13 protein-coding genes are annotated in these 14,141 nt (G+C 42.0%); 4 read left to right on the forward strand and 9 right to left on the reverse strand.

Going from position 1 to position 14,141, the window contains the following annotated elements:
* Positions 1-19 precede the first annotated feature (19 nt).
* Together ACSLGF_RS13060 and ACSLGF_RS13065 are read right to left on the reverse strand one after the other, a co-directional pair.
* Positions 20-736, reverse strand: a complete 717-nt coding sequence (locus ACSLGF_RS13060; RefSeq protein ID WP_456006081.1) for a pseudouridine synthase — start codon at positions 734-736, stop codon at positions 20-22.
* Positions 737-752: 16 nt separating this feature from the next.
* Entirely contained in the window at positions 753-2,375 is a 1,623-nt protein-coding gene (locus tag ACSLGF_RS13065) for a putative polysaccharide biosynthesis protein (protein ID WP_456006083.1), read from the reverse strand.
* A gap of 175 nt (positions 2,376-2,550) precedes the next feature.
* Here ACSLGF_RS13065 and ACSLGF_RS13070 point away from each other — a divergent pair, with 175 nt between their 5' ends.
* From ACSLGF_RS13070 to opuD, 3 genes are all read left to right on the forward strand, one after another.
* Positions 2,551-3,822 (forward strand): NAD(P)/FAD-dependent oxidoreductase, encoded by a 1,272-nt coding sequence (locus ACSLGF_RS13070; protein ID WP_456006086.1) that lies wholly within the window; start codon positions 2,551-2,553, stop codon positions 3,820-3,822.
* Complete coding sequence (locus tag ACSLGF_RS13075) at positions 3,819-4,016, forward strand: hypothetical protein (RefSeq protein WP_456006089.1); 198 nt, start codon at positions 3,819-3,821, stop codon at positions 4,014-4,016. The genes ACSLGF_RS13070 and ACSLGF_RS13075 overlap by 4 nt, the downstream gene beginning before the upstream one ends.
* Positions 4,017-4,156: 140 nt before the next feature.
* The gene (gene opuD, locus ACSLGF_RS13080) at positions 4,157-5,689 is read left to right on the forward strand and encodes a glycine betaine transporter OpuD (protein WP_456006092.1); all 1,533 of its coding nucleotides are present in this window, start codon (positions 4,157-4,159) and stop codon (positions 5,687-5,689) included.
* A gap of 369 nt (positions 5,690-6,058) precedes the next feature.
* On the opposite strand, the gene ACSLGF_RS13085 is transcribed toward opuD, so the two are convergent.
* The 7 genes from ACSLGF_RS13085 to ACSLGF_RS13115 form a co-directional block, all read right to left on the reverse strand.
* Positions 6,059-6,241, reverse strand: a complete 183-nt coding sequence (locus ACSLGF_RS13085) for a sporulation protein Cse60 (RefSeq protein WP_003217582.1) — start codon at positions 6,239-6,241, stop codon at positions 6,059-6,061.
* Positions 6,242-6,341: 100 nt separating this feature from the next.
* Complete coding sequence (locus tag ACSLGF_RS13090) at positions 6,342-6,653, reverse strand: rhodanese-like domain-containing protein (protein WP_456006095.1); 312 nt, start codon at positions 6,651-6,653, stop codon at positions 6,342-6,344.
* Positions 6,654-6,707: 54 nt separating this feature from the next.
* A complete protein-coding gene (locus ACSLGF_RS13095) occupies positions 6,708-7,391 on the reverse strand; it encodes a YesL family protein (RefSeq protein WP_230031074.1) in 684 nt (227 codons plus the stop codon).
* A gap of 24 nt (positions 7,392-7,415) precedes the next feature.
* The gene (locus tag ACSLGF_RS13100) at positions 7,416-8,705 is read right to left on the reverse strand and encodes a Gfo/Idh/MocA family protein (protein WP_456006097.1); all 1,290 of its coding nucleotides are present in this window, start codon (positions 8,703-8,705) and stop codon (positions 7,416-7,418) included.
* Positions 8,706-8,722: 17 nt separating this feature from the next.
* On the reverse strand, positions 8,723-9,247 hold the full coding sequence (locus ACSLGF_RS13105) for a lipoprotein YteS (protein WP_456006099.1): 525 nt from the start codon (positions 9,245-9,247) through the stop codon (positions 8,723-8,725).
* Positions 9,244-10,356 carry a glycoside hydrolase family 88/105 protein gene (locus tag ACSLGF_RS13110; RefSeq protein WP_456006101.1) on the reverse strand — a complete coding sequence of 371 codons (1,113 nt, stop codon included), beginning with the start codon at positions 10,354-10,356 and terminating at the stop codon, positions 9,244-9,246. Before ACSLGF_RS13110 ends, ACSLGF_RS13105 begins: the two co-directional genes overlap by 4 nt.
* A gap of 17 nt (positions 10,357-10,373) precedes the next feature.
* On the reverse strand, positions 10,374-11,339 hold the full coding sequence (locus tag ACSLGF_RS13115) for an ABC transporter permease (RefSeq protein ID WP_456006103.1): 966 nt from the start codon (positions 11,337-11,339) through the stop codon (positions 10,374-10,376).
* 229 nt (positions 11,340-11,568) lie between these two features.
* On the opposite strand from ACSLGF_RS13115, the gene ACSLGF_RS13120 reads away from it, so the two are divergent.
* Positions 11,569-13,869, forward strand: coding sequence for a helix-turn-helix domain-containing protein (locus ACSLGF_RS13120; protein WP_456006105.1), 2,301 nt, complete (start codon positions 11,569-11,571; stop codon positions 13,867-13,869).
* Positions 13,870-14,141 lie beyond the last annotated feature (272 nt).

Raw genomic sequence — 14,141 nt, forward strand, 5'->3', positions numbered from 1 at the left:
CGATATGCCGGTTCTTTTTCTATTCTCGATTGATTAAGCTGTCTAATTCTTCTTCCGTCAATTCTCGGTACTCCCCGGGGGCTAGATCTTCGTCTAATGAGACAGGTCCCATCGACAACCGTTTTAAAAAAATCACTTCATTGCCTACTGCTTGTGCCATCAGCTTCACTTGATGGTATTTCCCTTCGGTAATCGTTAAACGGATGCGTGTATCCGCCTCTTGATTGGCATCAACTTCAACCTTTGCCGGCTTCGTTCGGTAGTCGTCTAAAATCACAACCCCCTCTTCAAGGCGTTTAATGTCTTGATCTCCTAAAGGGTATTTCAGATGAACTTCATACGTTTTCGGGACATGCTTTTTTGGAGAAAGCAATTGATGAGCGAGCTGCCCATCATTTGTGAGGAGGAGAAGACCGACTGTATCCTTATCAAGTCTCCCCACAGGGAATGGCTCCCTTGCGATATCCTCCGGCTCGAGTAAATCGACAACCGTTTCATCTCGCAGATCCTCCGTTGCCGAAATGACGCCATCTGGCTTGTTCATCATTAAATAAATGAATTCTTTATACTCAACACGCTCTCCGTGTACGAGCACTTCATCATTTGATGGATCGACATGATCTTTCACCTGCTTCGCCACTTCCCCATTCACTGTGACAGCCCGGGCCTTGACCAGCTTCTTCACATCTTTTCTTGAACCAAAGCCGCTATTGGCAAGCAATTTATCAAGCCTCATGAATATCCACCTCTTCTTAACTCTTTTTTCTTAAAAATGACGGCATCCGGCTGCCAAGTACACGCTCTAGTAATCCAACCTTGTAAGATAAGAACATATACACACCGCCGCCAGTGATCATTGAAATCAAAATAACGATACCAGCTTGTACAATTCCGCCTTCATAGGAGATCAATTGACTCACAAGCTGACATGTCACATAAGCCACAACAGCCATGATTGCTGTTAAAATGCTTATGAGTATAAAACGTTTGAAAATCCTGCGGAATGAATAGCCTGCATGGCGCTTAATCATGATGAACATATACAAGATCGACGCACTGTAGCCTAGTGCAGTTGCAAGCACAGAACCATTTCCTTGCAGCCAGCTAATGAGCGGGATATTCAGAACCGTTTTAATGATGATCCCTAACAAAAGACTGACAATCGCAAATTTTTGTTTGTTAATCCCCTGCAAAATCGCTGCGTTAATGGTGAATAAAGAAAACAATAACGCAACAGGTGCATACCAGAACAAAATAGAGATCCCAATCTCAGGATGAACAGACGGATAGAAAAACCAATAAACCGGTCCAGCCAATGCAGAGATTCCAAATGAAGCAGGCAGTACGAAGAATAAAATGACCTGCATCGTTTGATCAATTTGCCGATTGAGCAGCTTGTAATTACGTGCTGTAAATGATTCTGTAATCGTCGGAATCAATGTTAAGCCAAACGCTGTTGCAAGTGACACAGGGATCATGACTAGCTTCGGTAAATATAACGTCACAATGGACAGTACCGCTGTACTAATATCCTGATGTCCTGATGCAATCATAGCTCTGTTAATTGTATTTGTATCGATATAAGAATAAATTGGAATCGCAAGTCCAACAAACACATACGGTGCTGCATAACTAAACAGCTCTGTAAACATTTGCTTATAAGTCAAATCAGAGTAAGCACCTGTATTCAGCTGCATGGATAGGAGACGGTCTTTCCGCTTCAGCCAATATAAATAAAGCGTAAATAACCCGCCAAATGCGCCGATAAGTGCGGCAAATGTTGCATATCCGACAGCAATAACAAGCCCGCCGTCAAGCACCTTTAAAATAATAAACGTCGCTGTTAATAGGAAGATGATTCTGACAAGTTGTTCGATGACTTGGGAAACAGCTGTCGGCCCCATCATGGAGTGTCCTTGGAAGAACCCTCGCACAAGACTCATGATTGGTACAACCAAAAGACCTAAACTCACCATCCGAATCACATATACCACTTGATCGACGGTCAAACCGCCTGTTTCATTCGATCCGCCAAGCTGAATCTTGGCAAAAATCGGTGCGGTCAAATATAAAAGAGAAAAGGCGATAATACCGGTGACAAGCATGACCGACATACCCGCCCTGAACATTTTTCTTGTTGTTTCATAATCGCCGATTGCATTATATTTGGAGACAAATTTTGATACCGCTGTTGGAAAACCAAGCGTAGCAATACTTAAAAAGATCGTATACTGATTGTATCCATATTGAAATAGCGCACCACCAGTAGCTCCAACCATTGCGCTAAATGGAATTAAGTAAATCATACCAAGAATACGAGAGAGATACGTCCCAATCGTTAAAACCAACGTACCACGAAGCAGTTTATTAGACATGCGCTTAACCACCATTTTTCTAATGAATATTCAACCTAACTATTTTACCACATCATTTCATCGCACAGGTAACAATTCCAATACAGAAGTCACAAAACCAATCAATTCATATTTCAGCCTTCCCCGATCTTCGCTATAATAGAGAAATGACTGAAAGTAGAAAGAGGAATGTAACATGAAACATTACGATGTCATTGTCATTGGCGGTGGACCTTCTGGACTGATGGCCGCGATTGCATCAGCAGAGCACGGTGCATCTGTTCTGTTAATTGACAAAGGAAACAAACTTGGCAGAAAGCTGGCTATTTCTGGCGGTGGACGCTGTAACGTCACCAATCGCCTTCCAGTAGAAGAAATCATCAAGCATATTCCTGGAAACGGCCGTTTTCTATATAGTGCATTTTCTGAGTTCAATAACGAGGATATTATTAGATTTTTTGAAAACCTAGGCATTGAACTAAAAGAAGAAGACCATGGACGCATGTTCCCTGTCTCAAACAAAGCGCAATCTGTTGTGGATGCCCTTTTAGACAGACTTCGCGCTCTGAATGTCACCATTCGAACGAATGAAAAGATTAAAGCAGTTCTGTATCAAGACGGACAAGCAGCTGGAATTGTTACAAATAATGATGAAAAAATTTCAAGTGAGGCCGTCGTCATCGCTGTTGGCGGGAAAAGTGTGCCGCATACCGGCTCTACTGGTGACGGTTATGCATGGGCGGAAGCCGCTGGTCATACCATTACAGAGCTTTTTCCAACAGAAGTACCAGTTACATCAGATGAGCGATTTATAAAAGAAAAAGTCCTTCAAGGTCTCTCATTAAGAAGTGTGGCCATAAGTGTGTTAAATAAAAAGGGGAAACCCGTCGTCACACATGTCATGGATATGATCTTCACTCACTTTGGTTTATCAGGCCCAGCTGTTCTTAGATGCAGCGGGTTTGTTGTGAAGGAACTGAAAAAGCAGCCGACAGTCCGCCTGCAAATTGACTTATATCCGAAGCTTCATGACGAGGAACTGTTTCAAAAGCTTCATCGTGCCCTAAAGGACGAACCAAAAAAAGCGATGAAAAATGTATTGAAGTCTTGGATGCAAGAACGCTATTTATTGTTCCTTTTAGAACGGAACGGTATTGATCCGCAGGACACATTTTCTGGCCTTGCCAAGGATAAACTGCGTGCGTTTGCCCATGATTGTAAACATTTCATCGTTCATGCAAATGGTACGTTATCCTTGGACAAAGCGTTTGTCACAGGAGGCGGCGTTTCTGTCAAAGAGATTGAACCGAAAAAAATGGCATCGAAAAAAATGGCCGGTCTTTATTTCTGCGGAGAAATTTTAGACATCCATGGTTACACAGGCGGCTACAATATCACGTCAGCACTTGTGACAGGCAGGCTTGCTGGCATGAATGCTGCACTAGAAGTAAAGGAGAGAGATCAATGATCAGACGCGCACTTCCAATTGTACTTGCGGTCGTTATTAGTTTGACAGCCGCTGTTTTCATGAAGCTGTCGATTCCCCCGTTAAAAGTCGCCATTGTTTTGGCGTTTACCATTTTCGCAGTTTGTTTAAAAGAATATGTCTACCGTCTTCGTAAACGAATTGAGGAAAAATCATCTTCACATATCGATGGTTGATAAATGGAAGGGAAACATGTTACGGTAAAATGGAGGACGAGTGAGAAACTCGCCTCTTTTTGTTTGAAAATAGTTGAGATAGGGGATATTAAACAAAACCCTCTGCTTAAACGTGTAGAACAACAGGAGAGTGAGATGGTGTGAAAAACGTATCAAGTGTATTTTGGATTGTGATTGCGATCACATTTGTTGCCGTTCTATGGGGAGCTTTTTCTCCAGAAACACTGCAAAATGTGACGGGTCAAATTCAAACATACATTACAAATGACTTTGGCTGGTATTACTTATTAGTGGTATCACTGCTAGTCGGCTTTTGTCTATTCATTATCTTTAGCCCAATCGGCAAAATTACGCTAGGAAAGCCGGGCGAAGAGCCTGAATTTGGTCTATTTTCTTGGTTTGCTATGCTATTTAGTGCTGGTATGGGAATTGGTCTTGTTTTTTACGGAGCAGCTGAACCGATCAGCCACTATGCCATTCAGTCACCAACAGGTGAGACTGAAACCGCACAGGCTTTCCGCGATTCCCTTCGTTATACTTTTTTCCACTGGGGACTTCATGCATGGACCATTTATGCGATTGTCGCACTTTGCATTGCATACTTCAAATTTAGAAAAGATGCGCCTGGATTAATTAGTTCCACCCTATATCCAGTATTCGGAAACAGAATTCACGGATGGATTGGAAAAACCATTGATTGTATCGCGGTATTTGCAACAGTGGTTGGTGTAGCGACTAGTTTAGGACTAGGTGCCGCACAAATTAATGGAGGATTAAGTTATTTATTCGGTCTACCAAATAACTTCATGACTCAGCTCATCATTATTGCAATCGTTACGGTTCTGTTCCTTATCTCTTCTTGGAGCGGAATTGGTAAAGGTATTAAATATTTAAGTAACACAAATATGATTCTTGCTGCTTTGCTCATGATCTTTTTACTCATTGTTGGACCAACTGTTTATATTTTAAATTCATTTACAGATTCAATCGGACAATACTTATCAAATATTGTTCAAATGAGCTTTAGATTATCACCAAATGATTCTGAAAAAAGAGAATGGATTAATGGATGGACAATCTTCTATTGGGCATGGTGGATCTCTTGGTCTCCATTTGTCGGAATTTTTATTGCAAGGGTTTCACGTGGAAGAACCATTCGAGAATTTTTAATAGGTGTCTTAGCGGCTCCTTCAATACTCGTTTTCCTATGGTTCTCTATCTTCGGAGTATCAGCTATGGACTTACAACAAAACAATATCGTCGATGTTGCTAACATGTCCACTGAAACCATGCTGTTTGGAGTATTAAATGAATACCCACTCGCCATGATTACGTCCATTTTGGCACTTATCTTAATTGCTGTATTCTTTATCACATCAGCAGATTCAGCTACATTCGTACTAGGGATGCAGACAACCTATGGATCATTAAATCCAGCTAATAGTGTGAAGATCACCTGGGGCATCATCCAATCAGCTGTTGCTGCAGTGCTTTTATTTTCAGGCGGGCTTGAAGCCTTGCAAAATACAGCAAAACTCGCAGCTTTGCCGTTCTCAGTTGTCATCATTTTGATGATCGTATCGCTGTATAGATCATTAAATGATGAACGAAAGGCAATCAAACAAGCAAACAAAGTCAATAAACCACGAAGTCCAAGAGTAAAAAAAGCATAATCGCAAGAAGAAAAAGCCGTTATCCGAACGGCTTTCAGATTGTTGACAAAGGGCTAAAATGATCTTTATTTTAGCCCTTTGTCTTCTTTTCAGCGTGACAGAAAACCTTTGCAGTCTAGGAAGGACGAGTACCGGAGCGGAGGGAATTTGACATTCGTGAGCACCGGCACGCAGGACTGACACCGAATGCGAGGGTTTGTCTACACGCTGAAAGCCGTTATCCGAACGGCTTTTTTCTATAAGCAATGGCTCGTGACTTACAAGGCTATCTCTTTCAATGTGTTCACTGCAACAAGCATCGTTTATATATTGACGCAAGTTAATCAAAGAGAAAAAGGACCCTTCACACAGGTCCTTTTTTGATGCCGTCTATTTTTTATATAAAATGAGCGCAGAAAAACAATAGAGCTGTTCTCCTCCTTGCTCACAGATCACTGCTACATTGTACTTGATGTCAATGATTTGGTCGTCATCCATTCCTTTTAAAAATAAATTGATTTCGCTCTGTAAATCCTTTTCGTGTTCTTCATCAAATACAGCTACCTTTAGCACATATGCCACTCTCCCTTCTCTCGCTACTCTATCTTTATGCACATAGAGACGGGCATATGAACAAAAAAGCCTTCCATCTCATCGATGAAAGGACTCCTTTTTACAGCTTCGGTTTTGTTTCTCCTGTCCATGCAAGCATCCCGCCAACCACATTGGTCGCTTGGTAGCCTTGGTCTTCTAGGAAATAGCAGACATTTTCACTACGTTTACCAGAACGACAAATAATATAATATTCCTGCGTTTTATCGAACGCATCCAGCTTTTCAGTGATATCTCCCATTCGAATATGGACTGCTTCTGGGATCATGCCTTCTGCTACCTCTTCATCCTCACGTACGTCAACTAGCTGAATGGCTTCTTCTTGCTCTAGTTTTTGTTTTAATTCTTCTATTGAGATTTCTTTTACGGACACGACTCTCACCTCTCCTTTTGTTCACGGTGACACCATTATAGCAAATCATTCACATCACTGCGTATTCACCCGCTTCGATTGAAGGAAAGATGGCAATCGTTTCTGCACATCTACTGCCTGCTGCTCACTTTCAAACTCTATCTTTTTAAATACTTGATAGGCTAGCCACATGTTGCCATACGCAAGAATGCTCACACTAAAAAACGGCACGATCCCCGGCAAATAAGCAAATAGGACAAATAGGATAGCCGAGAAAACAAGCATAGAGAGCGTATATTGCAAATAGGAGAGACCAAGCAGAAGGGAGAATTTCAGATAGAGACGCTTTTTCCAATCATAATGAGCAAGCAGCGGAAAAATATAAAACAAGCTGACAATAAACAGAAAACCAAAGATATAAATGGCAAAGCGAAGCACATGTAAAAACCAGCTCGTTGGATAAATATAAGCAAGGTCTACATAAATAATCGTTCCAATCATGAGCAGCACCACGCCAATCAGATTAGAGCGTACAAACTCCTCGCGGTATACCTTCCAAAAGGTGCGGAAGACTTTGACTTGCTCGTGCCCTTGTATCCACTTTCTCATTACGGAAAATAACGCAGTTGTCGCAGGCATGAAGCCAAAGACCCCAAGCCCCAGTAATGTGAACAAAAGCCATAGCAAATTGGTATAGGCAAGCCGCATCACCCACTCACACATCAGCAGCATCCTGCTCATTGATCCATCATGATCCATCTCTTTTCCCTCCTCTCTTTCTCGTTATACCGTCTCTTTTTGAAACAATTCTTCTATTCCGATTGGACGTTTTTCTGCGACAGAGCGCCACATGCCTTCTCCAAGTGCAATCGAATAAGCACCAGCCTCTGCCCCTGCCGAAATGTCATAGTGAATCAACGGATCTTTTCCTAAAAATAAATCTGCTAGCAGCAGCGGATCTCCGCCGCCATGTCCGCCTGGCTGTTTCACGACTTCTATCGTTTCTTTTCCGCCAAACATCGGGTAGTAAGAAATCGTTTGTTCCGGGAATTGAAAAGGAATTCTTGCTGGTACATGAAACTCATTTGTTTCAATGCGTCCCTTCGTCCCATTTATCGCAAGCCGGTACCCTTCATATGGAGCTGAAAATTGAATCGAATAGCTGAGCAGAGCACCTTGGTCATAAGCCACTGACGCCACATACGTATCCTCAATATCAATTTCCTTATCAAAAATACAGGCATCTGGGCGGTAATTTGAGTACTGCTGTGACTGTTCCTGACCTGATTCAATATGATCATCCTCCACCTTTGAGCGCTGTACCCGCGGATTCCACCTTGCTTCATAATGACATGTATCTTTCACATGACATGTTCCGCAATATCTGTTTTCCTCATCCTGTAAGGGATTCCAAGGGCTTTCATTTCCATAATAATTCAGCGCCCCATAGGCAAATACTTGTTTCGGCTTTTGATCTATCCACCAGTTGACCAAATCAAAATGATGGGTCGACTTATGAATAGACAGGCCTCCAGAGAATTGACGTATGCGATTCCACCTTTTGAAATAACTGGCTCCATGATACGTATCAATGAGCCAGCTCAGTTCAACAGAGGTGACCCTTCCGATCTTCCCGTCTAAAATGAGCTCTTTCACCTTCCGATGAAATGGATTGTAGCGATAATTAAAGGTGACCGTCACCTTCCCTTTGCTCTCTGCCTCTTTATCCATCACTTTTTTCGCGTCTTTTGCTGTTGTCACCATTGGCTTTTCAGTGATGACATCAAGATCATGGTCAAGCGCCTGCATGATATACGTGACATGCGTATCATCCCGTCCTGCCACAATGACGATGTCTGGCTTTACTTCCTTCACCATCTGATCAAATGCATCCTCATGAAAAAATGAGACCCCTCTCAGTGATGGAAACCGCTCCTGACAGAGTATATACCGCTGATCATCTATATCTAGGAGCCCTGTGATTCTGTAATGCTCATTGAAATCCTCTATGAGCGGTTTGATAAACATATTGAACGCGCGATGACTGAGCCCGCAAATCACGACCCGTTTCACATTCCCCACCCCTTTTTCTATCGATTTTCACGAAGTTGTTTCATGAGAGACAGCGCCTCTTTGGACTTCTCAGCATACACAGGAATGAAAGCGACCATATCTCGGTGTAATCGAAATGTATAGCCGTTTAGCTTTTTCGTTCCTTTATTGATTTGAACCGCATAATCGACCGTTTTCCCCGTCTTTGGGTTCTCTATCGTGTATGGTCCCGCCGCTTCATCACTTACTTCCATCTCTTCAAGCAGCTGAAAGCTTTCAGGATCATCATACGTTCTAAACATTTCTTCAGGGACGAACATCACGTCCCCCTCTTTTGCAGTGATTTCAACGAGAAGCTTCTCAGGAATCGCAGGGAAGATGTGGACGTTGTATGTCTCTTGATCCGGCTGAAAAGCCTTCTCCATTAATTGATCTTTCATTCCCTTTGACATGTCAGAAAAAATAAGGACATCGATACCGTTTGTTTCCCGCTGGCAGGCTGACAAACAAAAGGCAGCGATGAAACTGATGAGCCAGACCGCAGCCCTTTGACACCTTTTCATGCCTTTTGAAAAACAGACAGCTTCTCTAGCTCAGTTAACGCCATAATAAAAGCGCCTGCCCCGTGCAAGTCATTTGTACTCCGCTCTCTTCCAACGTAGTAATCATAAAATCCCGCAGATGTTCCGATACAAATATCGTTCACTGTAAAATCGCCGTTTTCTTTCTCCTCCGTCTTATGCTGGATCAAGCCTTCATACGCTTTGACCACATGATCGACATAACGGAGACTCACATACCCTTCATTCATGGCTTTTGCCATGGCATACATGAATAAACACGATCCGGAGCTTTCAAGCCAATTGTCGCTATGATTTCCTTTATCAATGATTTGATGCCAGAGACCTGTCTCATCATCCTGATACTTTGCCACACTTTCCAGCATGTCTGTCAGTGTTTCCTTCCACACCTTTCGCCCTCCATGCTCTTCTGGCAGATCCTCGATCATATCTGCTAATGCAAGGACATACCAGCCAAAGGACCTTGCCCAAAACTCCGGGGAACAGCCAGTCTTTGGGTCTGCCCATGGCATCACTTTTCGTTCGTCCCACGCATGATAGTAAAGACCTGTTTTTTCATCTTTTGTATGCTTTCTCATAAGATGCTCTTGATGGATGACCATCTCCACAAGCGTCTCTTCTCCTTTAAGCTGGGCATACTTTAATGCAAAAGGACCACCCATGTAGAGACCATCCAGCCACATTTGATAAGCATAATTGTCCTTATGCCAAAATCCGCCCTCAGACGTGCGATTGAGCGTACGATAAAGTCCGCGCAGCTTCTCCGCTGCCAGCACATACCGCTTCTCTCCCGTTCTTTCGTAAAGGGGGAATAAAATGAGTCCTGCCTGGATCGCATCAAGCTCATCCCTGCGAAATAACAGATTTCCGTACTCATCAATGAGCGAGTCCGCATAATTTTTCACATAATCGAAATACGCCTCGTTCCCCGTTGCCGCGTGCAGCTTCATCACGCCGCAAAGGAAAACCCCTTGATGATAATGCCACCTTCCAGCTGGTGGCAGCTCAATTGGTGTATGCGCTTTTATTATACTTTGTGCTAATTTCTCTGCATGCTCAAGTGGTGATACCTTCTCAGTAGATAATGTCATTCTTCTCATCTCCCTTTTTAATAAATACCTTCTTCCCCGAATTTCTTTGCTAAACGGTTCGCCAGCATGACCAAAATGAGTCCAACGGCTGCTTTAAATAAACCAACAGCGGTACTATAGCTGAATTGTCCTTGCTTGAGTCCAGCTGTATAGACATACGTATCAAAAATCTCCGCTACTTCCCGGTTCGTTGCGTTGAGTAATAGATAGACGTGCTCAAAGCCAAGCTCTAACGTATCACCGATTTTTAAAATAAGCAGAACAACAATGACACTTTTAATGGCAGGAAGGGTGATATGCCACATCTGTCTCAGTCTGCCGGCTCCGTCCATTTTCGCTGCTTCATATAGCTGCGGGTCCACGGCCGTAATCGCTGCAAGGTAAATGATCGTCGACCACCCTGCTTCTCTCCAGATCACCTGTAAAATGTACATCGGTCTAAACCAATCCTGACTAAGGAGGAAGTTAATCTTTTCTCCACCAAAGAAAGCAATCAATTCATTAATTAACCCACCATCTACTGTTAACAAAACAAAAGATAAGGACACGACAATCACCCATGACATGAAATGAGGGATATAAATCATCGTCTGAACAAATTTCTTAAACAATGCCAATCGAACCTCGTTTAAAAGGAGTGCTAATAAGATTGGAATTGGAAAGAAAATCACGACATTCATGGCAAATAAAATGAGCGTATTTTTTAATAAGATGAAAAATGTTGGTTCTGTAAACAATCGAATAAAGTGCTTGAGCCCAACCCACTCACTGCCAAGAATGCCAAGAAACGGCTGATAATCTTGAAAGGCAATAATGAGTCCCCACATAGGCACATATTTAAAGACAAGAAAATAAATGAGCCCTGGCAAAATCATTAAATACAAAAACTTTTGACTAAGCAATTGATTAAGTAAGCGCTTTCTCTTTTCTTTTTTTAAAGCTGCCGCAGGCACACCCTTGGCAGTGACATCCTCTGTTTTCATTGATAAAGCCCCCCTCATGCTGATGCATGTGTTCACTGTATCTTAAGGATGAAAAATCCGTCTACAATCATATCAACAGATCATATTTCCTTAGGTGTAGCTACTCAAAACGTTACATAAAACATGAGAAAATGATCCTAATCTCAGAAAATGATTATTGACAAACCTACCAGATTTTTGGATTAATAAATTAAGGGGAAAGATTGTTTCGTTTGAAATGGGGGGTTTTATGAAAAGAAGGCAGTATAAATTTTATTACAAGCTTGCGACGTTTTTTTTCATGCTTAGTACGATTCCTGTTATCATTGTCGGTATTTTTTCTTATCAGCATTCGCAAAAAACAGCACTTGAAAATATCTCAAATGAAAAGCTGGACAGCGTCAAACAAACGCAGTCCAATATTGAGCATATTTTAAAGACAGTTGATCATTCTCTCACTCACTATGTCAGTTCGCCGCCTCTCCTTCAAACACTGACAGAACCTTTAAACCCAGACCAATTCCAGCTTTATAATCAAGTACAGCAGGAACTGAACTACCTGCAAACCTTTGACACCGATCTCTCCAATATTACACTCGTCAGTAAAATTGAGGATTGGTACATGAACAATTCCGGGCTTTATCATGTCACAAGCGGAGACCAAGAAAAAGCGTTAGCCTCTTACCTCAATATTCCGAGTCACTCCAGCTGGACACTTGAAGAGAATAATCCCCTTGTTGCAACAAAAGAAGGAAAAGCGTCCTTTTGCAAGTACAATGTGAACTTAATCAAACAACTTCCCATGAACAGTGTCCAAAAAAAGGGGGTCGCCGTCGCCAGCATTCCGAGCTGCGTGATTGCTGACAACATGCCTGATTTCTCTCAATCTAATAGTATGTTTGTCATTGACACAAACGGAAAAGTGCTGCTACATAATCGCAAAGAACAAATCGGTGAATCCTTGAAAAATCAAGATTTCGTCAAGCATGTGCTGTCACTTGAAAATCGATCAGGACAATTTGACATAAAGATTGATGAACTGAACTATCAAATTACGTTTCAAAAATCAGATTATAACGAATGGACGTACCTATCCTTTGTCTCCATTCCAGAACTCAAACAGCAAACGAAATCGATTGGGTGGATCACCTTTATTATTTGCTTTATTTTGTTAGCGCTTTCATTGCTGTTTTCATGGTTTGGTTCCAGACACTTTTATAAACCAATCCGCTTATTATACGAGTCATTTGCACGCAATGAATCATTTTTGCATAAGCAGCCATTCCAAAATGAATTCGAGTTGATTGAGTCGAGTATTAAACAAATGAAAGATCAAAACAATGATTTAGAGGAACGCATTGAGCAGCAAGTGACACACTTACAGCAATACTTTATGGTGCGGCTGCTCCTTGGAAAGCTGACGGAAGAAGAGATTAACAACCGATTCCAAAGTTTAGGATTCCCTCGTGACTGGTCTCATTTATCCATGCTTGTAACCCAAATCGATACGCTGAAAGGAACACTGTATGAAAAAAAGGATGCTGACTTGCTCTTATTTGCTATCAATGGACTGATCGAGCAGATTATTCCGCAAGATGAGCACCTTCAGCCAACCGTTGTCAATCAGCATCAAACAACGATTATCCTAAACCAATCAAAGTCAGAGGAGGAATTTACTGAATATTTAAATCAATTAGCTGAAATCATTCAGCAGCGTATTGAGGAAGAGCTTGGTTTGTCGATCAGCATCGGTATCAGCCGTCAGTTTAAAGAGCTCACCATGGCCAAACATGCTTATATTGAAGGGAAAGAAGCCCTAAAATATAGACTCAAAGCAGAGAAAAAATCCATTATCTTATATGAGCATATCCAGAAAGGAAAGACGTTTAAAACCCATTTCCCAAAACAGCTGCAGCATGATTTATTTGATGCGGTTAAGTCTGGCGATCAAGGCAAGGCGGATCACTATTTACATGTGCTCCTGCAATCCATTTTCTCTAAAAATGCTGGACCGCACGAATACCATATCGCCCTTGCCCGTTTTTTAAACAACTTGATTGAGCTGATGCATTTGTTGGGCATTGAATTATTTGAAGTCGAAGATAACAAAATGCTCTATGATACGATCTTTGAGTTTAAAACCTTTGAAGATACAGAGACATGGCTGAAACATGAGATCATTCGGCCGATTATTGACCAGCTTAGTGCACGTGAGGACTCACAATACAAAAATATCTCAGAGAAAATCATTCATATCATTCATCAAGAATTCGACTCAGATCTCACTTTGGATGAAATCGCCACACGCCTGCATTACAACCCAAATTATTTAAGCAGTATTTTCAGAAAGGAAATGGATATCTCCTTTAGTGAATATCTCTCGTCGTACAGACATCATGTCGCGAAAAACTGGCTTGTGGAAACCGATATGTCCGTCAAAGAAATTTCGGAAAAGCTAAAATATAAAAATCCGCAAAATTTCATCCGCTCCTTTAAAAAGCTAGAAGGCACGACCCCTGGGAAATACCGTGACCAGAAAAAAGGAACATAATGCAAAAAAAGTCCCGCTCTCACAAGAAGCAGGACTCAGATTGTTGACAAAGGGCTAAAATGACCTTTATTTTAGCCCTTTGTCTTCTTTTCAGCGTGATAGAAAACTCTTGAAGTCTAGGAAGGACGAGTACCGGAGCGGAGCGAATTTGAGATTCGTGAGCACCGGCACGCAGGACTGACACCGAATGCGAGGGTTTGTCTACACGCTGAAGCCCCGCTCTCACAAGAAGCGGGACTTTTTTATTTAAACTGTTCATTTAAGATGCTAGC

It is taken from the genome of Bacillus sp. A015 (genome assembly GCF_053851875.1).